Source organism: Longibacter sp. (assembly GCF_051155795.1).
Classification (GTDB): domain Bacteria; phylum Bacteroidota; class Rhodothermia; order Rhodothermales; family Salinibacteraceae; genus Longibacter.
Window position 1 is genome coordinate 1 of record NZ_DAXETW010000081.1, and the last position, 22,376, is coordinate 22,376.

The following is a 22,376-nucleotide window of genomic DNA, read 5'->3' on the forward strand; positions in this document are numbered from 1 at the left end:
CGTGCGAGAGCTCACGATCGCCCCCTTCACGCTCCTGAAAGGCGCCGCCCTCGGGGTGGGCACGACCGTCGCGGCCGCGCTGGCCCCGGCCCGGGAAGCGACCAACGCGCCCGTCAGCACGGTGCTCCGGCGGTCCACGCAGGAAAGCGGCATCCAGAAGCTCGCCCCACGCCTCGCACTGGTGGGGGCCGTCCTCGGCGCCGTTGCCGGGGGACTGCTGCTGATTCCGACGCGCAGCATCGTTGTCGGCTACCTATCGTTGCTGCTCGTGCTCGTCGCCGCCGCCCTTATCACGCCGGTCTTCGTTCTGGCCGCCGCACGCGTGGCGCGACCGATCCTCGGTCGGATCGCAGGGGTCATCGGACGGATGGCCTCGCGGGGCGTCGCAACGACGCTCAGCCGGACGGGCATTGCCATCGCTGCCCTGACCATCGCAATCGCCTCCACCGTCGGCGTCGGCGTGATGATCGACAGCTTCCGCGGAACGGTGGTCACATGGCTGTCCCAGTCGCTGCAGGCAGACGTGTACGTCCAACCGCCGAGCCTGGTCTTTCGCCGCTCGGACGCATCGCTGCAGCCGGGCGTGGTCACGACGCTTCGGGCAATGGACGGAGTCGAAAGTGCGCACTCCGTTCGCCGCACGGAGGTTCAGAGCGAGGACGGATCTACCGAACTTGTCGCGATCGAAATGGGGCCCAGCACCCCGGACATTTACCGGTTCAAATCGGGCGATCCGGACGAGATCTGGCCGCGATTCGCCGGAGGGGAATTTGTGCTGGTCTCTGAACCGTACAGCTACAAGCATCGCGTCGGCGTCGGGGACTCGCTCCGCATCCAGACCGACCGCGGGCCGACCCGATTCCCGATACGGGGCGTGTACTACGACTACGGGTCCGACATCGGGGTTGTCATGATGAGTCGACAGACGTACACGTCGCACTACGACGACAGAGGCTACTCCGGCATCGCCCTGTATCTGGACGACGGCCTTGATCCGGACGACATCATTCCGGCCATGCGATCCGCCGTCGCCGGCATGCAAGACGTGTTCATCCGCTCGAATCGCGACCTCCGGGAAACCTCGCTCGAGATTTTCGACCGCACCTTTACGATCACAACCGTCCTGCGCCTGCTGGCCATCCTCGTCGCCTTTATCGGTGTACTGAGCGCCCTCATGGCGCTGGAGCTGGAACGCGAACGCGAACTCGGAGTGCTCCGCGCCACCGGTATGACGCCAGGACAGGTGGGTCGCTACGTGACGATGCAAACGGGCCTCATGGGCCTGATCGCCGGACTGGCTTCGCTGCCTCTCGGCTATGCTCTCGCCTACGTCCTCGTCTATGTGATCAATAAACGCTCCTTCGGGTGGACGCTGCAACTGGACGTGCCGGGCGAGGTGCTCCTACAGGCGGTCGCCCTGGCCGTCATCGCCGCCGTCCTGGCCGGCCTCTACCCCGCGTACAAGATGGCAAACACGTCCCCGTCCACGGCGCTCAGGGAGGAGTGAGGGGTTCAGGGTTCAGGGTTCTGAGTTCTGGGTTCTGGGTTCTGAGTTCTGGGTTCCGGGTGCTGGGTTCCGGGTTTCGTGGGCCTGAGCGTTGATGTGTTCACGTGATAACGGACTAACGTGCCAACGTGTCAACGTCCTAACGCATCAGCGCAAAAACGCATAAACGTAAAAACCGCCGATGCCCTGGGATGAGCACCGGCGGTCGGTGATGGTCGGCGACGTGAATCGCTGCGTCGTGCCTGGCGATTACTGCTCGTCCTCGCCGGCGGACGCGCCGTCGCTATCCGTCGATGCCGCGGCGTCGGCATCGAAGTTTTCCGGATACAGGATGATCCGGTAGTACCGGTTTTCCTTCAGGTACGTGTTGGCGGTCTCAGCGATGGACTCCGGCGAACTGCTCGACACGAGGTCTTCGTAGCGATAGATGTCGAGCGGTTCGACGCTCTCGCTCGTGAAAGCCTGATCCAGGGCGCTGACCCAGAAGCCGTTCGTTTCCATCGCCGTCTCGCGGCTCCGGCGCTGCTGCTCCTGCACCTTCGCGACGTCATCCGCCGTTACGCCGCCCGTTCGGACGGAGTCGATTTCCGCTTTCGCTGCCGCAAGCAGATCTGCGGCCCGGTCTGGGTCGCATACGAAGGAGACCGTGAAGCTGTACCGGTTGTACGGCGGCCCGGTGGTGTTGTCACGCACGCCCACGTTGTAGGTACCCCCGCGATTTTCTCGCAGCTCCTCGCGAAGCTTGATCGAGAGCACGTCTTTCAGCGTCGTCAGGGCATGACGGTTCTCACGCGTGTACTCGAGATCGCCGTTGTACGTCAGAATGACGATCGAGCGCTGCCCCTGGCCGGCACGCACTTCGGCCTCCACCACGTCGTTCGGCGGGGCGGGCGTTACGGCCTGCACCTCATCCGCCCGATCGGTGGTCGGGAGCGTGCCCAGATACGTCTGTGCATACTGAGCAAGAGAATCAACCGATACATTGCCGGCGAACGTAAAGGTGAAGTCGCTCGCATCGGCAAAGCGAGTTCGATAATAGTCGAGAAGCGCCTCCCCGTCGAGGGATTCGACCTCTTCGACGGTCGGCGGCAGAACACGCGGGTGGTTACCGTAGACCTTCGACACCAGCGTATCCTGCAGCGCGGCCGTCGGCGTGGCGGAGCGATTCTTTAGCCGGGCCACCACCTGCTGCTGAAACGACTGCAGCGCGTTGGCATCGACCCGCGGCTCCGTGGCGTACAGGTGGATCAACTGAAACAGCGTCTCAAGGTCGTCCGGCGACGCCGATCCGTTCATCCCCTCCTCGCGGCCGGAGATGTACGGATTGACGCTCACCGTCTTACCCTGGAGGTATTTGTTCAGCGTCGTGTTGTTGAACGGCCCCACCCCGCTCTGTCGCACCACGTTCGGCGCGAAGCGCATCGAGCGGTACGCCTCATCGTCGATCGTCGACGTGCCGCCGGGGCTGGTGGCCGTGAAGCGTACCTCGTCGTCTTTGAACTCGGTCGGCTTGTGAACGACGGTCACGCCATTTTCAAGCGTCCAGACCGTGGTCCCCAGCGTGTCGATCGTTTCCGTCGACGCGACACCCGCCGGTTCCGGCACGTTCGCCAGCAGCGGGACATCCGACATTTCGTCCTCATACGGCTCGACCTCCTTGTTGCGCACACGGTCGAGCACGGCGGCAAGTGTATCGGTCGACGGCGCCTCAAGGCCGTCCTTCTCCGGCATCTGGACCAGCACTGCACGGTTCCGGTCGGCAACGATGGTCGAGGTGACCGCATTCACGTCCGACACATTGATCGTTGGGAGGATTTCCTGGGCGAGCTCGTACTCGGTCTCAATACCGGGCACCGCCTCCCCTGTCAGGAAAAGCTGCACATACTGCTGGGCAAGCGACTGCGACGGGATGTTTTCCCGCTCGCGATACGATGTCTCGTACGAGCGGAGTAGGTCACGCTTCTGGCGGATCAACTCGGTATCCGTGAAGCCGTGCTGGCGAATGCGCGTTGCTTCCGTCAGCAGGGCCTCCATGCCGGCAACAACGCTGTCTTCGGGCACCTGCGCCTGCAGTCCGTAGCCCTTCATCGGCCGCGCGAGGGAGAAATTAAATGCGCCCGCCCCCACGAACGGGACGTCTCCCGTCTGCGCTTTCTCCGACAGCCGGGCGTTCAACATGCTGAAGAACAGCCGCTCTTTCAGCATCCGGCGGAAGTCCTCTCGGGTTTGAACCGGCTCAGCATCGGTCTTGAAAATCGTCGCGACGGTCGAAACCGGGTACTCCGGATCGGTGACCACCGCGTACTTCGTGTCCTCGTGGGCCGGGACGTCGTAGGTCTCCCGCTCCTTCGGATCGTCCGGTGCTTCAAAATCGGCAAAACGGTCGCGAATCATCGCCTCGAGCGTATCGGGATCCATGTCGCCCACGGCAACGATCGCCATCAAGTCGGGGCGGTACCACGTGCGGTAGTAGTCGCGGACTTCACTGTACGGGGCATTCTTCACGACCGACGTGTCGCCGATCGGGAGACGATCCGCGTAACGGGAGCCGGAAAAGAGGGTCGACACGATGTCGTCCTGCATGCGCCCCTGTGCCGTCTCCTGGCTCTGGCGCCACTCTTCGATCACGACGCCGCGTTCTTTATCGATTTCCTCCTCTGCGAGAGTCGCGCGGGACGCCCAGTCGCGGAGAACAGTAAACGAGGTCTCCACCAGGTCCATGCTGTCGGTCGGCACCCGCAGCTTGTACACCGTTTCGTCAAAGCTGGTGTACGCGTTCACGTCCGGACCGAACTCCATGCCCGTACGCTCGAGGAAGTCGATCAGCTTTTGCTCCTCAAAGTTTTCGGTACCGTTGAAGAGCATGTGCTCGAGAAAGTGCGCGAGCCCGCGCTGGGCATCCGTTTCGAGAATGGATCCCGCGTTCAGTGCGAGACGAAGCTGCAGCCGATCCTCCGGCTCGTCGTTCTGGCGGATGTAGTACCGCATCCCGTTGTCCAGCGTCCCGGTTCGGACGGCGGGATCGGTCGGAAGCGGCTCTTCGGTATCCTGTGACGGCGCTTGCTGCGCCCGCGCAACTCCGTCTGCCGGTACCAGCAGAAGGAGCGCAAGGCCAAAGACGGCGCGCAAGAAAAATCGTGCGGGTTGTCGCATGAGAGCGTGAAATCGGTGAGGGGCAAAGAATCGAACGAGGTCGGGATGGCGCATGGGGGGTCTTCGCCACGGTATTATCCCGGACGTAGACAGGCACGTGTTCTTACATGCATTACATCTTATTTTTACATTCCAATTTCACCTACGCTGCAGGTCTTCGTCTCGTTACATGAAAATCGTACGCACCACTCGCTCCGCTTCGTAAGGATGTTGTTCTTGCGGATCTCCGGAAGCGCGGAATCGTCCGTGCTGTGCCTGCCCGTTCGTCATTGCCGCCATCCACTCGTCCGATTCATGCGTCGCACTGCACTCGTGTTCACCCTGATCGTCGCCGTTCTCGGTGCCGCCGTCTACTGGCTGACGACCCGAACGGAGGACGACGACCCGCTCGACACCTCCGTCGCCGTTGCCGACGCCATGGGCGATAGCGACACCACCGGCTACGCCCGCGCGGACCGGGTGGTCGATTTCACGTTTCCGGACGACCACGGCCCGCATCCCGCGTTCAAAACCGAGTGGTGGTACATTACAGGAAATCTGGATTCGGAGGGAGCGGCGCGAACCCCCGGCCGGCAGCCGGGTCCCGGGGCGCGCGATGTTGGCTTCGAGCTCACCATTTTCCAAATTGCTCTCCGGCCGCCGGCGGGAGAGGCGCCGGTGCGTCCCGTAGCGGCAGACACCGGGCGGTCGGCCTGGTCCACCGACCAGATGTACATGGCGCATTTCGCGGTGAGCGACATCACGAACGAAACGCAGTATGACGTTGAGCGCTTCAGTCGAGGTGCCCTGGGCCTCGCCGGTGCTCAGGCCGACCCGTTCCGCGTCTGGCTCGACGACTGGATGATCGCCACGGCGGACACCGCCTCGCGTCCCCTCATCGACGGCGCATTCCCAATTCGCCTCCGCGCGCACGGCAACGGCGCCGCCGCCGACCTGGTGCTGACACCAACCAAGCCAATGGTGTTGCAGGGCGATCGGGGCCTGTCGAAGAAGGGCGAGGGCGAAGGCAATGCGTCCTACTACTATACGTACCCGCGTCTTGCTACCGAGGGCACGGTGGTGATCGACGGGGACAGCATCGAGGTATCCGGTCTGAGCTGGATGGACCGCGAGTGGAGCACGTCGGCCCTCAGCGAGAACCAGGTCGGCTGGGACTGGTTCGCCCTGCAACTCGACGACGGCCGCGATCTGATGTATTATCAGCTTCGCAACCGGGACGGATCCGCCAGCATGTACACCGACGGGATCGTGGTCGGCCCGGACGGCTCCACCACCCGCATCGAAAGAGAAGACGCCTCGCTGCAGGTTCTGGATACGTACCGCACGCCCGACGGGTCGCGGGAGTACCCCACCGAGTGGCGCCTGCACATCCCCGACCAGGACCTTGACCTCCACGTGGACGCGACATTTGATGACCAAGAACTGAACGTCTCCGTTCGCTACTGGGAAGGCGCGGTAACTGTCGACGGATCGTCCCAGGGAAGCCCCGTACGCGGACACGGATTCGTCGAAATGACGGGCTACGGCGAAGGCCCCGCATCGCCGACCGCCGGCATGGAGTGACGGGGCTTAGGTGTTACGGTGTTACGGTGTTAATGTGTTAAGGGTGTTAAGGTGTGAATGTGGGGGGTTTGTATGCATGTAGGTTTGTATGTGGGGTTGAGAGTGATTGATGACGGGTGGCGTGGTGGCCACGCTGAACGTTGAACCCTGAACGTTGAACCCTGAACGTTGAACGTATCCCCTTGAACGCTGAGCTCAACTTACCGGTCTACGAGCTTCGGACGACGGATCGAGGCGGGAAACGCATGGTGTACGACGTCTTCCGTGGGAAGTACGTTCGCCTGACCCCCGAGGAGCATGTTCGCCAGCAGTTTGTGCACTACCTCGTCGACGCGCACGGCGTACCGAGCGGACTCGTGTCCATCGAGCAGCGTGTAGATATTCAGGGGCAGCCGCAGCGCGCGGACGTCGTCGTTCATAACCGCCGGGCCCAGCCCCTCCTGCTCGTCGAATGCAAGGCACCCGGACAATCCATCAACCAGTCGGTCTTCGATCAGGCGTCGCGGTATAATCTTGCGCTCGGCGCCCCCTTTCTGGCCGTCACCAACGGCATCGAGCACTACGCCTGCCGGATCGATCGTTCGTCCGCCCCAATCGACTTTCTGGACGACCTGCCGGACTTCGACGACATGTGTCGGACCGCGTAGGCGCCAGCACTCGCCGGGAGTTCCAGCGTACGGGTTTCCCCCACAAGACCGCGTACGACGTCCGTACAGTTCTCCTCAGGATCTCCCCACCTGCGTGTCGGAACGGCCCTGCTATCGCCTCTGCCGCACATAGATGATGTTTTGAGTGAGCTTCTCGGGACAGGCCCCTCGGCTCCCCGATAAGCCATTCGCATCCAATGAGGTTAGACGGTGGGGACTGTCATGATTGCGACCAAAGATAACACACAGCGCAGAAACGTCACCGAACGCACACCGGCTACGGGACCGCCCAGGCCGGAACGACCATCCGATTCTCCGCGCAAGGAGCGCGTGCAGAGCGGCGACGGCAAGACGATCCGGAGCCGAGAAGACGGGATTCCAACCCTCCATGCAACAGCTCCGAATCGTACGGCCCCTTCCCGAAAGCCCTGGAAGAAGGACGGCGTGAGCGTGAAGTCGCAGTACGGACCGACGCTCCAGTTCGGATTCGTCCTTGCACTTGCGATCCTGCTGGGCCTCACGGCTCTACGGTTCGAAACGGATGACAGCTTCGACATCACCCTTAGCGAGCAGGACGTCGTGGTGATGGAGGAGGTCGCCCAAACGGAGCAGGAGATTCGTGCGCCGGCACCGCCGCGCCCGGCTGCCCCGATTGAAGTGGCCAACAACGTCGTGCTGGAAGATGAAACCTTCGACTTCGACGCGACCCTCGATCTGAACGAGTCGCTCGAGGTTGCCGCAACGCCTCCGCCTCCCGCACCGGAGTCGCAGGAGGACGAGAAGACGTACGAGGATGAGATCTTCGTCGTCGTCGAAGACCAGCCTGAACTGGTCGGTGGCCTGGCCGCGCTGCAGAGCCAAATTGAGTACCCCATCCTTGCGCAGAAGGCCGGTATTGAGGGACGCGTGTTCGTCCAATTCGTCGTCAACGAACAAGGAGACGTCGTAAACCCCACCGTCATCCGAGGGCGTCACCCGCTCCTCGATGCCGAGGCACTTCGCGTCATAAGCCTGGCGAAGTTTGAACCGGGCCGACAGCGAGGGAAAGCCGTGAAGGTTCAGATGGCTATGCCCATCACCTTCAAGCTGAAGATCAAGAGGTAACTCCCCTCGCTTCCGCGAGTGATTATCCCGAAGCGCACAGGCGGGCCCGACTTCGGTCGGGTCCGCCTTCATTTGTTGAGGTAAATGTGCGCGCGACCGGTCGGCCGCCGGACGGTCCACATCACGCGGGAATCGCATCTTCCGCGTCGGCGGACGCCACCTGCTCCTGGACATTCGCGGGCATCGCCTCGTAGTGGCTGAACCGCGCATGGTGAATGCCGCGCCCGTGAGTCAGCGAGCGAAGCGCCGTCGAGTACTGAAAGAGCTCCGCCTCTGGAACCTGGGCGATGATCTTCTGAAATGGGCCTTCCGTCTCGATTCCCTGGATCCGGCCCCGGCGCGTGTTCAGATCCCCAATAACGTCCCCGGTGAAGTCGTCCGGCGTGGTGACGGTGACGTCGTGCAACGGCTCGAGCATGACGGGTTTTGCTTTCCGGAAGGCCTCGCGAAAGCCCTGAAACGCGGCGGTCTTGAACGCGGCCTCGTTAGAATCGACCGGATGCATCCCGCCGTCATAGATCACGACGCGGACATCCCCGACCGGGAAGCCGGCCACCGGACCCTCCGCCATCGCGTCCAGGACCCCCTTCTGGATGGCGCCGAAAAAGCGCCGCATGTCGATCACCCCCCCGACGATCGCGTCGACGAAGTGCACCTCGGCGTCCCATTCCGTCATCACCGTCTCTTCCCCGCGGATTTTCACGTCGGACGGCACATCGAACGCACCGTCGAGCGGTTCCACCATCAGCGAGATGTCCGCAAACTGCCCGGCACCGCCCGTCTGTTTCTTGTGACGGTAGGACGCTCTCGCACGCGACCGCACGGTCTCCCGGTACGAAACCCGGGGCCGTGCAAACTCGATCTCCACGCCCGATCGGCGCTGCAGACGACCGCGCGCAATCTGAAGGTGCATCTCCCCCTGTCCGCTCAGCGTGAGCTGGTTCAGGAGCGGGTCGTGCGAAAACACGAGCGAGGGATCCTCTGCGGCAATCTGGTGAAGTCCCTGCGCGAGCTTGTCTTCCACGCCGTCCTGGTTCGCCTTGACCGCCATTCGGTAGCGTGGCTCCGGAAACTCAATCGGCTTCACCCGTTCGTCGCGGCCGGTTCCACGGAGCGTATCGTTCGTGTGGGTATCTTTTAGCTTCACGAGCGCCCCGATGTCGCCGGCGACCATCTTCTGGACGCTCTCCCGTGTGCTGCCGTTGATCGAGTAGATCTGCCCGATGCGCTCGGTGTTGCCGGTGCGCGGATTGAGCAGGTCTTGCCCGGCTGTCAGCATTCCGTCGTAGACGCGGACGAAGGAGTATTCCCCCACATGCTCCTCGCTCATGGTGCGGAAAACGAACGCCAGCGGCTCGTCGGCTTCTTCGTCTGCGAGAATGGTCTCCTCGTCCACCGTTTCGGCGGGTTTTGCCGCGGGGGACGGACACACGTTATCGATAAAACTCATCAGCCGCGATACGCCGAGGGCCTCGGTCGCGCTGGTCACAAAAATCGGGAAGAGTTGCCGCCGGATCATCGCGGCGCGTAACCCCTCCCGCATTTGATCTTCGTCAAGCTCGCCCTGGTCGAAGTAGAGCTCCATGAGGCTCTCGTCGTTCTCGGCGATATCCTCGACCAGCGTCCGATGAAGCTCTTCGGCCTCGTCACGGAATGCATCGCGGATCTCGCGAATCTCCGGCTCCCGCTCGCCCTCCGGATAATGCAGTTCCTCCATTCGCAACACGTCGATGATCGAGCGCGTCCCCGCCCCGCCCGGAATCTGAACAACCGTCGCCCCGCGCCCGAACCGCTCCTTGATCTGCTCCACCAGAAGGCGAAAATCGGCATCCGAGTGGTCCAGGTGATTGATCACAAACATGGAGGGCGTCTGCGTCATCTCGCCGTACGTCCACGCGAGCTCCGTCCCCACCTGCACACCGGCCCGTGCGTCCATGACGTAGAGCGCCGTGTCGGCCACTTTCATCGGCGCAATCACCTCGCTCACGAAATCCGGGTATCCCGGGGTGTCGAAGATATTGATCTTGTGACCGCGCCACTCAGCGTGCAGCATCGACGTAAAAATCGACATCTGCCGCTCCTTCTCGCTCGGGTGATAATCGCTCAGCGTCGTGCCCTCCGAAACGGACCCAAGACGGTCCAGCGCACCGCTGGCATACACCATGGCTTCGGAAAGAGCCGTCTTTCCGCTGCCCTGATGCCCGGCAAGAACGACGTTGCGAATGTGGTCAGCATCGTATACACGCATGGAGATAGCCGATCTGATTCGTGAGTCGTGGCCCGTCCCGTCGGCAGCCAACCCCGCACCGTTCGTTCCAGGGTTTGCAAAATAACGCGATGATGAAGAAACTGTCAAGCAGAGAACCGGGCGCTTCGTGCCGATGATCGCAGACACACACCCAATCGTCGCACGGCCGCCCTCGAAGCGTTACAGGCGAATCCGTGTATCAGGAATCGATTTCACCGGAAGCTTCGTAAAGAATATTTCCAAACGGATATCTCCAATGGGACCGTGACACCCCGCCTGCGGCGCGCAGCCGCCGATTCCCCGGACCGGCGCGGACTGGCACGTCGTTCGCACGGCATCCGACGGGCCATTCTGCCCGCATCCTACCCGGCCGTCCTCCTCGAATCACGTTCCGGCGCATCTATGACCTCTACCGAGAAGCCGACGATCGCGCTCGATCAGACGGAATTCGAAGTGCTGTCGAGCATCCGTTCGCTGGCTCCGCAGTTCGGCGTGCCCTCGAAGCGAGCGGAGGCCTACGGCGTCTGGGTCGTCTGTTACCGGCGTTACTGCAAGGTGCACGACCGGCCCTGGCTCTGGATGAGTAGCGTATCCGACTTCATGGACTTCCTGGATACGCGCTCGGAGGTGTCCGACCCGGAGCGCAACCGGGCTCTGGACGGCATCATGTTTTACCTTGCCGACGTGCGAAAGGCGGAGGACGAGGAGAACGATAAGGAGAAAATGAAGCCGTCGCGCGTCCCGTCGTCGACGCGAAGCCTGTTCGGCCAGCTTCTGCTCCGGTGCGACATCCAGCTCACTCAGGCCATGCAGCTACGGGCGACGGACGTGAAGCTGGGCGATTCGACCGTCACGGTACACGATCGCGAGTCGGACGAATCGCAGGTCATCGAGGTCCCCGCCAGCCTCCGCAGCGGTCTGAAAAAGCACCTCGACCGGCTCCGCGATCGGACGGACACGGACGACCCCTACCTCTTCGGCCACCGTGGTCCGGAGGATGAACAGGAGGAAGAACTGGACGAGCCGGACCCCGAGCGTACGACCGAACTGGCCACCCTGATCATGCAGACGTTCGACGAGGAAGACGCACCGGACCGGCCGGAGGCGAACTAGCATCTCCCCGCTCGCCCGACACCCCCCCGTTTCTCATCGCGAATCCGTCTGCCGGGTGAACCGTGCGCGTGGCAGTCGGCGTAAGGCATCGGTGTATACGCCGCTCTCACCGCCCTGCCCTCCAACGACCCGACTCCCCGATGCCTACCTCGTACGATCGCGAACGTGAGGTTGCCCTTCAGGCCGTCCGCAAAGCGGCGACTCTGTGCCAGGCCGTCCAGTCCGAAATCGACCCGGCCATCATCGAGAAGGACGACCGGACGCCGGTGACCGTAGCCGACTTCGGAAGCCAGGCGCTGATCTGCAACGCGCTACGGGAGGCCTTCCCCGAGGACCCGATCATCGCCGAGGAAGACTCGTCCGACCTTCGCTCCAATCAGGGCGTACTCCTTCAGGTCACACAGCAGATTCAGCAGATCCGGTCGGGCGTCACCCCCAACACGGTCTGCGCCTGGATCGATGAGGGCAATGCCGGATCCTACAGCGACCGATTCTGGACGCTGGACCCGATTGACGGCACCAAAGGGTTCGTGCGGGGCGACCAGTACGCGATCGCCCTCGCCTTGATCGTGGACGGCACCCCGCGGGTCGCCGCCCTCGCCTGTCCGAACCTTCCGGCCGACCTGGACGCAGACGATGGCTCGACCGGACAGGTCTTTATCGCCGTACGAGGCGATGGCGCGTACCAGGTCTCCTTGAACGGAGACGATGACGAGGGGACCGCCATTCAAACCTCCGACGCCGAGACGCCGGCCAACGGCCGCTTTACGGACTCGTTCGTATCCGCCCACTCGTCGCACGACACGGCCAAAGAAACGGGCCACCGACTCGGCATCGAGGCGGAACCGATCCGCATGGACAGCCAGGCGAAGTACGCCATCGTAGCCCGCGGGGACGCCGAGATCTATTTCCGCCTGCCTCGTCCCGGAAGCGACTATACGGAGAAAATCTGGGACCACGCCGCCGGCATGCTCGTCGTCGAAACCGCCGGAGGCACCGTCACCGATGTAAACGGGAACGCCCTCGACTTCACCCACGCACCGCTCCTCTCCGAAAACACCGGCATCGTGGCGACGAACGGACGTTTCCACGACGACGTCCTTCAGGCCCTCGTCGAGAAGTAAGGATGGGGATCGGAGATTACGAATTGGGGATTGGGGAATGTTGGATCTGGATCCGACAGACCACAAACAACCCACCGCACATACGTCCCTAATTCATCCGAACGCTGTGCGCAACTGATCGCATGCCTGTTTCAGGACCGGCAGTTCCTTCCCGAAGCAGAATCGGAGCTTCGTCGCCCCGCGGGCGGGATCGCTGTAGAACGACCGGCCGGTCACGCAGCCGATGCCCGATTCGCAGATGAGCGTCTCGGCCGCTTCTTCGTCGCTGGAGAACCCCGGACGGTGCTGGATCGGGGACACGTCGGCAAACGCGTAATAGGCACCCTCCGGCCACGGGACATCGAACCCGATCGCCTCGAGCGTCTCGCACATGAGCGAGCGCCGCTCATGGTAATCGGCCCGCAGGGACGCGTAGTAATCATCATCCAGATCTCCGAACACGGCCAGCATGCCGTGCTGTAACGGTCGCGGTGCACAGATGTAGAGCAGGTCGTTCATCAGACCCATCTTCTCCAGGAGCGGACCCGGTCCCACCGCATAGCCAAGTCGCCACCCGGTCACGTTGTACGTTTTCGAAAATCCCGACAGGGTAATCGTTCGCTCATACGCCCCGGGTAGTGCACCGAGAGAGACGTGCTCGACATCGTCGTAGGTCATGTATTCGTAGATCTCATCGGTGATAGCAATCAGATCGTGCTTCTGCATCACCGTGAGCAGCGCCTCCAGCTCGTCTCTCCGCCACACCTTTCCGCTCGGATTGGCCGGCGTATTGACGATCACCGCCCGGGTCCGGTCGGTCAGTTCGGCCTCCATTGCCTCCGGGTCGAACGCATCGTCCGGACTCCCGAGCGGGACGTACCGAACGGTGGCTCCGGTCAGCTTCAGGATGTTACGGTGGTATCCGTAGTACGGCTCAAATAGTATCACTTCGTCGCCCTCCTGGAGCAATGTCATCGCTGCGATGACGAAGGCCCCCGTGGACCCGGCGCTCACGACCACCTCGTCGATCGTGGACGCGGGGAGCTCATTGAACGTCCTGGCCTTCTCCAGAATGGCCTCACGCAGGGCTTCGATGCCGGCGTGATGCGAATAGATCGAACGGTTGGCTGCGATCGCCTCGTGCGTCCGTTCCCTGATGGGAGCCGGCGTGGGGAGGTCGCAGATCCCCTGCCCGAGGTTGATGCCGTCGACGGCCTTCACCGCCTTCGAAATCGTCCGGATGTGGCTTTTCTTCAGCGGGCGGGCACGATCGGCAAGCGAAATCATGTCGGGCGAAGACTCCATGGCAAGGGGGAGGAGACAATGGCGGGGCCGTCTACGCCTGAATCCGTCCGTCACGGGATCGCACATGCACGAACGCCCGCGGTGACCGGATCGGCTATGTGAAGAAACGACCCGCTTCGGGCGGAGTCAAGCACCCCGCCTGGAACGCAGGGCCGAATTGCCCTTTCCCTATCGCCGCGACGACCGTTTTTCCGTCCCTTCTCCGACTCCCCTTTCCTTATGCCAACGGACTCTGACCTGCGGTTCATGCGTGCGGCCATTTCCCTTGCCGTCGAAAACGTCGAGCGGGGCGGCGGGCCCTTCGGCGCCCTCGTCGTTTCCGACGGGGAGATCATCGCCCGCGGGACCAATCGCGTGACGGCCTCCCACGACCCCACCGCTCATGCAGAGGTCGTCGCGATCCGCTCGGCCTGCGATGCCGTCGGGCATTTTGAGCTTACAGGATGCACGCTCTACACGAGTTGCGAGCCGTGCCCGATGTGTATGGGTGCCATCTACTGGTCGCGCCTGGACCGCGTCTTGTATGCCGCCACCCGACAGGAAGCGGCCGAGGCCGGCTTCGACGATGATCACATCTACCGCGAGATTGAGAAGCCGCCGGGCGAGCGCACGCTGCCAATGCAGAACCTGCTGGCGGACGAGGCCGGGCGGCCGTTCGATGCCTGGGATGCGTACGAGAATCGGACGGAGTACTGATGCCACCGGGGCGGATTGTCGTCACTGCCCGGTACCGCTCCCCCGTCTGGTCGGCGCCGGAAAAAGGCGGGGGTGCCGGACCGATCCTTTCGTCAGATGCTCGATCGGAGCGTGAACTGGTGCAGCCCGCCGGTCGTCGACCAGGAGTTGTACGCGTAATCGACGGACAGGCGGGAGATGTGCAGTCCAAAACCCACGCCGATGCCCGCGAGGTCGAGTCGTTCGGCAACGGCGAGCTCCGTGGAACGGCGGTGGTTGTAGCCAAGGCGTAGGTCGACGACCTCGCCGAGCGAGAGCTCCGTCCCCAGGACCAGATGCCCGAGCACGTGATCGACCGTGGAGCCGCCGATCACGCCGGTCCCCCAGCCGGTCAGGTCGTAGGCGGTCAGGACGAAGCGAAAAGGAGCGTGAGCAAGTTTCTTGGATGCCGACACACGCACGTCGAACGGCAACTGTTCGCTGCCTCCGGCGAACCCGTCCAGCGTCACCCCGGCATGGTGGACGGACGCGCCGATCGTCAGAAGTTGCTCCGGACGGTGGTAGCGGACGCCGGCGTCCATCGTCAGCGCAGACGCTCGGGCCGTCTCAATGGACGAGTAGATCATGTTCACGTTGGCCCCGAAGCGCCACCGGGACCGGTAGGCACGCGCGGCGCCGAGCGTCAAGGCGAGATCACCCGCACCGAAGCTGCCCGTGGGTTCGCCCTGCACGTTTCGACCGTCAAAATCATCCCAGGACAGAAACCGGATGCCGGCGCCGAGCGTCGTGGACCAGCGATCGACGTGGTGCCCGTAAACGACGGACCCGGCGTCGGCACCGGCGAAGTGGCTGATGTAGGACGCAGATACCGTACGATGCGAAAGGGAATCGAGGCCGGCCGGATTGTAGAAGAGCACGTTCACGTCGCCCCCTCCGACAGCACCGAATGCTCCGCCAAGAGCGGCGGCGCGCGCGGATGCTTCCATGCGAAGGAAGGGAAAGCTGGAGAGCTCAGTCGTCGCCTGCCCACGAACGTCCGCGACGCCGACACCGGCCAGCAACACGATCAGAAGGGCAATTGCGGCAGAACCGAATCGAACGCGGTCGGAGTCCATTGGATGTTGATGTTTACGGCTCACTGCGGCTCTGCGTCTTTCCCAGGATGCGAACACCGGCACGACGCATGCCGTCCCGATGACGTGCTATCCAACCCGACATCCCCCGCAGCGGTTCAGCGGAGGCCCGGATCATCCCTCGGCATGAATCCCGGAAACGCCTGCTGCCGGACCACGACCGGTACAGATGATCCCTCGTCATTGAACTCTGGACGATCCTCCGCCTACGGCATTCGATGAACCCCTCCAAAGGGAACGGATGAAGATGCATCGCGTGCTACTCACGACGTGGTAAATGGATCGATTGACACCAGTTTCCGGCTGTCTCTATTCCACGACGGCCTCTGTCACTCCCCGATCCGGTGTCGTTCCCAACAGTGCGACGCTGCGGACCTTCCCCGCGTCACCGCGCCTCGTTCAGAGGCGACCCGCCAGGACCGGGAGCCCCGAACCGGGCGTTGTTTTTTCTTGCACGTATCTGCTGCCGACTGCACACATGCTCAACTGGCTCAAGGATTTATTCGGAGATCGAAACCAGCGTCAACTCGACGAGCTCTGGCCGATCGTTGACGAGATCAACGAATACTACGACGGGCTGGACGCACTCTCCGACGAGGAACTCCGGGGCAAGACCGAGCGCTTTCGCGAGCGCATCCGCGAGTCCGTCGCAGACATCGAGGCTCGCCAGGAAGAAATCAATGAGCGGCTGACGCATGCGCCCGACGCCGAGTCGCCCGCGATCGGCGGAGACGGGGCCATGGCGGAGACGCTGCCGGAGACCAATCTAAAGCCGCTGTCGATGCAGGAGCGAGACGCTCTGTACGACGAGCTCGACGAACTTGAGGAGGAGTGGCATGACCGGGTCGAGGACGAGCTCAACGCCATCCTCCCCGAGGCCTTTGCGGTGATGAAGGAAACGTGCCGCCGGATGATTGGCGAGACGTGGCGCGCCGGCGGGTCGGAAATCGAATGGGACATGGTCCCGTACGACGTTCAGCTCCTCGGCGGCGTCGTCCTGCACCAGGGGCGTATCGCGGAGATGAAGACGGGGGAAGGTAAGACGCTCGTCGCGACCCTACCGCTCTACCTGAACGCGCTGGCAGGTCGCGGCTGCCACCTGGTGACGGTGAACCCGTACCTGGCGCAGCGTGACGCGGAGTGGATGGGCCCGCTTTTCGAGTTCCATGGGTTGGAGGTCGACTGCATCGACCAGTATAAACCCCATTCGCCGGACCGCCGGGCTGCCTACGAAGCAGACATCACCTACGGAACGAACAACGAGTTCGGCTTCGACTACCTGCGCGACAACTCGTTCGTCGTTCGCCCGGACCAGCTGCAGCAGCGCGGCCACCACTTCGCCATCATTGATGAGATCGACTCGGTCCTCATCGATGAGGCCCGGACGCCGCTCATCATCTCGGGCCCCGTTCCGGATGCCGACGAAAACCAGTTCGGCGAGCTTCGCGACCCGGTGGAGAAACTCGTTCGCGCCCAGCGGAAGATCGTCCGGAGGCTGACCAAGGAGGCCGAAGAGAAGATTGAGGTCATGCGCGAAGCCGAAGAGTCGGGCAACAAGAGCAAAGCCCGCGAAATGGAGGAAGAGGCGGGTCTCGCGCTCCTCCGAGCCACGCGCGGCTACCCCAAGAACCGGCGTCTCCAGAAGCTCCTCCAGGAGCCGGGCGTCGAGCGTCTCCGCCAGCAGACGGAGTACTTCTATCTGCAGGAGAATGCCAAGCGGATGCCGTTCGTCGACGAGGCGCTCTACTTCTCCATCGACGAGAAGCAGCGCTCCATCGAGATGACGGAGAAAGGCCAGGAGTTCATGGCCGACATCATGGGGCAGACGAAAGACATGTTTATCCTGCCCGTGATCGGCGACGAGATCGCGCAGATCGAAGAAGAGTACGCGCAGGAGGTTAAGGATCTCGAGGAGGATCTGCGTTCGCGCGACATCAGCGCGGAGAAGCGCGAGAACAAGCTGCTCAACGACAAGCGCAAGATGGAGAAGGAGCAGCAGGAGAAGAAGCGCGAGATTTACAACACGTATTCCGAGCGTGCCGAACGGCTTCACGGCATCGAGCAGCTTCTGAAGGCGTTTACGCTGTACGAACGAGACACGGAGTACATTGTCGAGAACGGCAAGGTACAGATCGTGGACGAGCACACCGGTCGTGTGCTGGAAGGCCGCCGGTACTCGCAGGGCCTGCACCAAGCGATCGAGGCCAAGGAGGAGGTCGAAGTTCAGGCCGCCACGCAGACGTACGCCACGGTGACGCTCCAGAACTACTTCCGCATGTACGACAAGCTGTCGGGCATGACGGGTACGGCCGAGACGGAGGCCGAGGAGTTCGGCGACATCTATGAGTTGGACGTGGTGGTCGTACCGACCCACGAGCCGGTTCGCCGGGACGACCTGGACGACCTGGTATTCAAGACGAAGCGCGAGAAGTACAACGCGGTGGTCGAGCGCGTCGAGGAGTACAACGAGAAGGGCCAGCCGGTCCTGGTCGGTTCCGCGTCGGTCGAGGTGTCCGAGCAGATCAGCCGGATGCTCAAGCGAGCCGGCATTCGTCACAACGTGCTGAACGCGAAGCGCGATCGTGCGAAGCAAGAGGCCGATGTGGTTGCCGAGGCCGGTCGGAAGGGCGCGGTCACCATCGCGACGAACATGGCCGGTCGCGGTACCGACATCAAGATCACGGACGAGGTGCGCGAACTCGGTGGACTGGCCATCGTCGGCTCGGAACGACACGAATCACGCCGAATCGACCTGCAGCTCCGCGGTCGGTCCGGCCGTCAGGGCGACCCCGGCGAAAGCCAGTTCTTCGTGTCGCTCGAAGATGAGCTGATGCGTCTGTTCGGGTCCGACCGGGTGGCCAAGATCATGGACCGCCTGAATCTTGAGGAGGGCGCCGTGATTACGCACCCGTGGATCAACAAGAGCATCAAGCGGGCCCAGTCGAAGGTCGAGCAGAACAACTTCGCCATCCGGAAGCGGCAGCTCGAATACGATGACGTGCTGAATGCACAGCGTGAGGTCATTTACAAGCGCCGCCGCGAAGCCCTCACGGGCGACCGCTTCCACGGCCAGATCCTCAGCATGCTGCATGAGGTGATTGAGGCGATGGTCGACAAGTACTACGGCGACGGCAACCTCGCCGGGCTTCGCGAGGAGATGCTTCGCGTCCTCGCCTTCGACTTCGACATGGACCGCGAGACGTTCATGAAGGTTGGCGCCGACGGGGTCACCGATCGCGCATTCGACGCCGCCACGAACTACTACCAGGAGAAGCGGCGCGCCATCGCGCAGAACTTCTATCAGCCGCTTCAGCAGCTGGTGGATGAGCGCGGTGATGAGGCACCGAATCAGATCTACATCGACTTCACGGACGGGCAGCGCCTCATCCGCACGGTCATGGAGACCGAAGAGGCCGTCGAGACGAACGGGCGCGAAGTCAGCGATTCGCTCGAGCGCACGGCGATGCTTCAAACGGTCGACGCCAAATGGACCGAGCACCTGCGTGAGCTCGATGAACTAAAGGAGGGCATCAACCTCCGTTCGTTCGGCCGGAAGGACCCGGTCGTCGAGTACAAGATGGAGGCGTACGAGCTCTTCGCCGACCTGATGGCCGACATCGGACGCGACGTCGTGTCGCTCGTCTTCCGGTCCGGTCCGGTCGTGGACACGCAGGAAGACCTGTCGAAGGCCGACGGCCGCGGCCAGGAGCCGAAGGGCCGCCTCGACCGTCGCCGTGCGAAAACGCGTCACGATTCCATGGAGCCGACGTACAACGTCAAGAACGGCGGCGGAGGCAACAACGAAGCCGCCCAGCGCGACCCGTCCGCGGACGCGCCGAAGCAGCCGGTGGTCGTCGAGGACGAGCCCGGCCGCAACGACAAGGTGACCATTCGCAACAATTCCACAGGGGAGGAAAAGACCGAGAAATGGAAGTACGCGAAGAAGAAGGTTCGAAACGGTAGCTGGATCCGCGTGAAAGACCCCGAGCTCTCCTGACGCCCGGCGTCTCACCCGAAGGCATGCACGCTCCGTCGCGCCCGGCCCCCACCCCGTGCTCGATGCCGCCGGTCTCCGGTCCGGGCGGCACGAGCGCGTCTCCTGCCGCTCGCAATTCCCAGTGACACATGCTTCGTTCGCTGTACGTTCGCGACTACGCCCTGATTGAAGAACTCGACGTCGAGTTCGGAAGCGGTCTGAACATCATTACCGGCGAGACGGGAGCCGGAAAGTCGATTCTGATCGGCGCACTGAACATGATTCTCGGCGAACGCGCCAACACGGACGTCGTCCGACAGGACGCGAAAAAGGCTATCATCGAGGGCATCTTCGACGAGGCCAATACGGAGCGCATCCGGACCCTCCTCGAAGATGCGGAGGTGGACACGGAGCCCCTTCCGCGCATCATTCTCCGCCGCCAGATCACCGACCGCGGCAGCCGCGGCTTCATCAACGACACCCCGGCAACGCTGGACGTCATCCGGGAGGTCGCGTCGGAGTTGATCGATCTTCACGGTCAGCACGAGCACCAGAACCTCCTGCATACGGAAACGCACCGCCGAACGCTCGACAGCTTCGGGGGGCTCTCCGGGCTCACGCAACATTACCGTCGCCAGTACGAGCGCGTTGCGGACCTGGTTGAAGAACGGGACGAGCTGGCCGCCCGCGAACGGGAGCTTCAGCAACAAAAAGAGCTCTACGAGTTTCAGATCGAAGAGATCGACGACGTCCACCCGCAGGAGGGCGAAGAAGAGGAGCTCCACGCCGAGCGTCGCGTGCTGGAAAATGCGGAGAAGCTGTACGCGTCGACTTCTGGCCTCTACGAGATGCTGTACGAGAGCGAGGACGCCGTCCACGACCAGCTCGTCGTCGCCCGCAACGAACTACAGGACCTCGCGCGGATCGACGACGCCTTCGAGGAACAGCTCAAAGAGATCAAGTCGGCCCAGATCATCGTCAGCGAGCTGGCCAGCTTCCTGCAGGACTACAACGCCCACATCGAGTTCGACCCGGAGCGCCTGGCGGACATCCGGGACCGCATGTCGGAGCTCGAACGGCTGAAACGGAAATACGGCGGATCGCTCGAAGCCGTCCTTGAGCACCGGCGCGAGATCGGGGAGCAGTACGAGCTGGCGGAAGACTTCGAGGGCAACCTCGAACGCCTCGAGAACGACATCGAAGACGCGCAGGCCCGGCTATCCGACGCCGCCCACCGCCTGTCAGCAAAACGCCGGGAGGTCGCCGACCGGATCGAAGAGGCGATCGTCCGCGAACTCGCTGATCTTGGCATGCCGGACAGCCAGTTCGAGGTCCGCTTCGAGCAGGACGAGGATCCCGACGGCTGGATTAACGGAACCGACAACGACACGCACTACCGGGCATACGCCCACGGGATGGACCACATCGAGTTCTTCATCTCCACGAATGTGGGGGTCGACCCGATGCCCCTCGCCGACGTCGCTTCCGGCGGCGAGATCAGCCGTATTATGCTCGCTCTGAAGCAGATTCTGGCCAAGAGCGAGCGGCTCCCGATCCTCGTGTTCGACGAGATCGACACCGGCATCTCCGGGGACATGGCCCGGAAGGTCGGCGACAGCATGCACGACCTCGCCCGCTATCACCAGATCATCGTCATCACGCACCTGCCCCAGATCGCCGCGCTCGGTGATGTGCATTTCAAGGTGGAGAAACGGGTGGAATCGCAGCAGACGAAGACCATCATCCGGCGCCTCGACGAAGACGAGCAGGCTGCTCAGGTTGCCACGCTCATCAGCGGTGCCGACATCACGGATGCCGCGCTCGAAAACGCACGCGAGCTAATGGCCGCCGGGAAGCGGGAGGAGTGAGACGTATCGGGTTGCGCCCGATCGGGCGTCCCAGCAACCCGCCCCTCCTCCGCCCGATCAGTAAATCTCGCGAACGATCGATAGCCGCGTCGAGAACACCTGCGCGCTATTGCCGCGGATCCACTGGTAGCGATGCGCAATCCCCAGTCGAACGGCCACGCGGTCGATCAACCGAGCCTGCACGCCGACCTCCGCCTCCGTCGTACCGCCCAAGAGCGTACCTGCGTCCTGCACCGGAAGAATCTCCTCCGCGGAGTAGTCCCGCGGCAGGTTCTGATCGCTCTCATACAGGATGTCGCCGGAGCGATTCAACTGGGTTAGTCCCACACCTGCTAAAATGTCCGCGTACGGGGACACACGAGACGTCGGGTAGGGCACCATTCCGATGCCAAAGGTGAAGTCCAACGTCGTCAAATCCGAGAAAGCCAGGGTGTTGGATTGAATGCAATCGCTTGAACAGGTCACGAGTGCATCCACAATGGATTCCGTCTGCACCGTAAAGCGACCGTATCGAAAAGACGATGCAAAGGCCAACCACGGTCGATCCAGTGTGCGCTGCCAGGAGAATCCCACGGCAAAGCCGCCCGGTTCGATAAACGAAGAGGGCTTTCGAGACGACAGTGGCCAGCTGAAGAGGTCTGGCTCCTTAAAGAGGTTGGTGTAGGATGCCGTCACCTCCAACCGGTGCTCGGGCTGCGCCGAGGCGGAGGGGGCTACAGCCGTCATGCATCCAGCGATGAGGCAGAGCACGGCGACGACTCGAAGGGCGAAGCGAAGGGGGCGGTACGACCACATAGAGGGGATATCGTCGGGGGATCGGGGACACGGAACGGCGGTTGGCGGCGATCTTTCGTCGCTCGGCCGCACAGGATATCGGCGGGCGGTTCGCAATGCGGATGTGTCGCACGGCGCCAATCGATTGGTCCAAGCTGAATACCATCGTCTCTTCTGCCATTTTCAGCAGCAAAAGATAACATCAAG

The 22,376-nt window shown here is 62.8% G+C and carries 14 protein-coding genes; 9 read left to right on the forward strand and 5 right to left on the reverse strand.

What is annotated here, in order from left to right; genetic code table 11:
- The coding region (locus ACFCU0_RS08465) for an ABC transporter permease (RefSeq protein ID WP_434973229.1) at positions 1-1,507 on the forward strand (1,507 nt) is incomplete at its 5' end.
- Positions 1,508-1,756: 249 nt separating this feature from the next.
- On the opposite strand, the gene ACFCU0_RS08470 is transcribed toward ACFCU0_RS08465, so the two are convergent.
- The gene (locus ACFCU0_RS08470) at positions 1,757-4,660 is read right to left on the reverse strand and encodes a M16 family metallopeptidase (RefSeq protein ID WP_434973230.1); all 2,904 of its coding nucleotides are present in this window, start codon (positions 4,658-4,660) and stop codon (positions 1,757-1,759) included.
- Between the two features lie 294 nt (positions 4,661-4,954).
- On the opposite strand from ACFCU0_RS08470, the gene ACFCU0_RS08475 reads away from it, so the two are divergent.
- The 3 genes from ACFCU0_RS08475 to ACFCU0_RS08485 all read left to right on the forward strand — a co-directional run bounded on the left by ACFCU0_RS08475 (position 4,955) and on the right by ACFCU0_RS08485 (position 7,974).
- Positions 4,955-6,223, forward strand: coding sequence for a lipocalin-like domain-containing protein (locus ACFCU0_RS08475; RefSeq protein WP_434973231.1), 1,269 nt, complete (start codon positions 4,955-4,957; stop codon positions 6,221-6,223).
- 182 nt (positions 6,224-6,405) lie between these two features.
- Positions 6,406-6,870: a type I restriction enzyme HsdR N-terminal domain-containing protein gene (locus tag ACFCU0_RS08480; protein WP_434973232.1), complete on the forward strand. Its 465-nt coding sequence runs from the start codon at positions 6,406-6,408 to the stop codon at positions 6,868-6,870.
- Between the two features lie 222 nt (positions 6,871-7,092).
- Positions 7,093-7,974, forward strand: a complete 882-nt coding sequence (locus ACFCU0_RS08485; protein WP_434973233.1) for an energy transducer TonB — start codon at positions 7,093-7,095, stop codon at positions 7,972-7,974.
- A 121-nt stretch (positions 7,975-8,095) separates the two neighbouring features.
- On the opposite strand, the gene ACFCU0_RS08490 is transcribed toward ACFCU0_RS08485, so the two are convergent.
- Entirely contained in the window at positions 8,096-10,222 is a 2,127-nt protein-coding gene (locus ACFCU0_RS08490; protein WP_434973234.1) for an elongation factor G, read from the reverse strand.
- Between the two features lie 402 nt (positions 10,223-10,624).
- Between ACFCU0_RS08490 and ACFCU0_RS08495 the strand changes: the two genes are divergently transcribed.
- On the forward strand, positions 10,625-11,335 hold the full coding sequence (locus tag ACFCU0_RS08495) for a hypothetical protein (protein ID WP_434973235.1): 711 nt from the start codon (positions 10,625-10,627) through the stop codon (positions 11,333-11,335).
- Positions 11,336-11,475: 140 nt separating this feature from the next.
- Positions 11,476-12,459, forward strand: coding sequence for a 3'(2'),5'-bisphosphate nucleotidase (locus ACFCU0_RS08500; protein ID WP_434973236.1), 984 nt, complete (start codon positions 11,476-11,478; stop codon positions 12,457-12,459).
- A gap of 93 nt (positions 12,460-12,552) precedes the next feature.
- On the opposite strand, the gene ACFCU0_RS08505 is transcribed toward ACFCU0_RS08500, so the two are convergent.
- Complete coding sequence (locus ACFCU0_RS08505; protein WP_434973237.1) at positions 12,553-13,743, reverse strand: pyridoxal phosphate-dependent aminotransferase; 1,191 nt, start codon at positions 13,741-13,743, stop codon at positions 12,553-12,555.
- Positions 13,744-13,962: 219 nt separating this feature from the next.
- Here ACFCU0_RS08505 and ACFCU0_RS08510 point away from each other — a divergent pair, with 219 nt between their 5' ends.
- Positions 13,963-14,439 (forward strand): nucleoside deaminase, encoded by a 477-nt coding sequence (locus tag ACFCU0_RS08510; protein ID WP_434973238.1) that lies wholly within the window; start codon positions 13,963-13,965, stop codon positions 14,437-14,439.
- Positions 14,440-14,531: 92 nt separating this feature from the next.
- On the opposite strand, the gene porQ is transcribed toward ACFCU0_RS08510, so the two are convergent.
- Positions 14,532-15,533: a type IX secretion system protein PorQ gene (gene porQ / locus ACFCU0_RS08515; RefSeq protein WP_434973239.1), complete on the reverse strand. Its 1,002-nt coding sequence runs from the start codon at positions 15,531-15,533 to the stop codon at positions 14,532-14,534.
- 496 nt (positions 15,534-16,029) lie between these two features.
- Between porQ and secA the strand changes: the two genes are divergently transcribed.
- Both secA and recN read left to right on the forward strand, forming a co-directional pair.
- Positions 16,030-19,548, forward strand: coding sequence for a preprotein translocase subunit SecA (gene secA, locus ACFCU0_RS08520; protein WP_434973240.1), 3,519 nt, complete (start codon positions 16,030-16,032; stop codon positions 19,546-19,548).
- Positions 19,549-19,676: 128 nt separating this feature from the next.
- Positions 19,677-21,395 carry a DNA repair protein RecN gene (recN, locus tag ACFCU0_RS08525; RefSeq protein ID WP_434973241.1) on the forward strand — a complete coding sequence of 573 codons (1,719 nt, stop codon included), beginning with the start codon at positions 19,677-19,679 and terminating at the stop codon, positions 21,393-21,395.
- Positions 21,396-21,452: 57 nt separating this feature from the next.
- Here recN and ACFCU0_RS08530 read toward each other — a convergent pair whose 3' ends face one another.
- On the reverse strand, positions 21,453-22,190 hold the full coding sequence (locus ACFCU0_RS08530; RefSeq protein ID WP_434973242.1) for a hypothetical protein: 738 nt from the start codon (positions 22,188-22,190) through the stop codon (positions 21,453-21,455).
- Positions 22,191-22,376: the final 186 nt, after the last annotated feature.